The organism is Streptomyces sp. SM10, from assembly GCF_002910915.1.
Taxonomy (GTDB): Bacteria; Actinomycetota; Actinomycetes; order Streptomycetales; family Streptomycetaceae; genus Streptomyces.
The window spans coordinates 1-1,807 of record NZ_NEUF01000146.1 but is presented as its reverse complement, the minus strand read 5'-3'; the positions used below and the strand labels follow the sequence as shown (position 1 = coordinate 1,807).

Here is a 1,807-nt window from a genome sequence, read left to right as displayed (position 1 = left end):
TACGTCGCCAGCAAAGCCTGCGCCTCGATCGGGTCACCCAACTTCGTCCCCGTACCGTGCGCCTCCACCGCATCCACCTGCGAAGCCGACAATCCGGCATTCGCCAACGCCTGCCGGATCACCCGCTGCTGCGACGGACCATTCGGCGCCGTCAGACCGTTCGACGCACCATCCTGATTCACCGCACTGCCCCGCACCACCGCCAGGACCCGATGGCCGTTGCGCCGCGCATCCGACAGACGCTCCACCAGCAGCATGCCCACACCCTCGCCCCAGCCGGTGCCGTCGGCTCCTGCGGCGAAGGACTTGCAGCGGCCGTCCACCGCGAGAGCTCGTTGCCGGGAGAACTCCACGAACGTGCCAGGGGTGGCCATGACCGTCACCCCACCGGCCAGCGCCATCGAACACTCACCCGACCGCAACGCCTGAATCGCCCAGTGCAACGCCACCAACGACGACGAACACGCCGTATCCACCGTCACCGCCGGGCCCTCGAGCCCCAACGTGTACGACACCCGACCCGACGCCACACTGCCTGCGGTGCCCGTGGTGAGGTGCCCTTCCAGGCTTTCGGCGGATGCAGCGGCATAGGCCGCGAAGTCGTGGTACATGAGTCCGGCGAAGACGCCTGTGTCGCTGCCCCGCAGAGAGGCGGGATCGATGTCGGCTGATTCCACCGCTTCCCAGGAGGCTTCCAGGAGCAGTCGCTGTTGTGGATCCATCGCTACCGCCTCGCGCGGCGAGATCCCGAAGAACTCCGCATCGAAGTGGGTGGCGTCGTGCAGGAACCCGCCTTCGCGGGTGTAAGACGTGCCGGGGTTGTCCGGGTCGGGGTCGAACAGCGCGTCCACGTCCCAGCCCCGGTCGGCCGGGATGCCAGTGACCGCGTCGCCGGCGGTGGAGAGAAGGCGCCACAGGTCCTTCGGTCCGGACACTCCGCCGGGATAGCGACAACTCATGCCGATGATCGCGATCGGGTCGTCCACGGTGGTGCCGGCCGTCCCGGCAGCCACGGTCGGCTCGCTGTGCGTACCCAGTACCTCCGCCCGGATGAATCCGGCCAGCGTCGAGGGGGTCGGGTAGTCGAAGACCAGGGTCGCCGGCAGCCGCAGGCCCACGACTGCGTTGAGCCGGTTACGAAGATCCACGGCGGTCAGGGAGTCGAACCCGAGATCGGTGAAGACCTGCCGGGGTTTGACCGCGTCGCCGGAGCTGTGGCCCAGGGTCGAAGCGACCTCGTTGCGTACGAGTTCAAGGACGTGTGCCTCTTGCTCCGCGGGCGCCAGCCTGAGGAGGGTGCGTGCGAAGGACTGGGAGCGGTCATCGCCGGCTTCGGCGTGGCGCCGGTCAGGCATCCGTACCAGGCCCCGCAGCATCAGCGGAGTCATCTCCGGCCGTACCCGCAGGGCAGCCGTGTCCACACGGATCGGCACCAGCACGGCCTCGCCGGGGAGCGCCCCGGCCGCATCGAACAGCTTGAGCCCTTGTTCCGTGGTCAAGGGCGTCAGACCGCCCCGGGCCATCCGCCGCAGATCATCCGCGCCGAGCTGCCCGGTCATCTCGCTGGCCTGGGCCCACAAGCCCCAGGCCAGGGACTGCCCCGCCAGCCCCTCCGCCTTCCGCACTTCGGCCAGGGCATCGAGGAACGCGTTCGCCGCCGCGTAGTTCGCCTGCCCCGCACCACCGAACACACCGGCCGCCGAGGAGAACAACGTGAACATCGACAGACCCATGCCACGCGTCAACTCATGCAGATTCCACGCCGCATCAACCTTCGGCCGCAACACCGCCGACAACCGCTCCGACG

General features: G+C 68.8%; 1 protein-coding gene. It reads right to left on the bottom strand.

Annotated elements, in window-relative coordinates; translation table 11 throughout:
• The coding region (locus tag B9S57_RS23115; protein WP_146057794.1) for a beta-ketoacyl synthase N-terminal-like domain-containing protein at nucleotides 1-1,807 on the bottom strand (1,807 nt) is incomplete at both ends.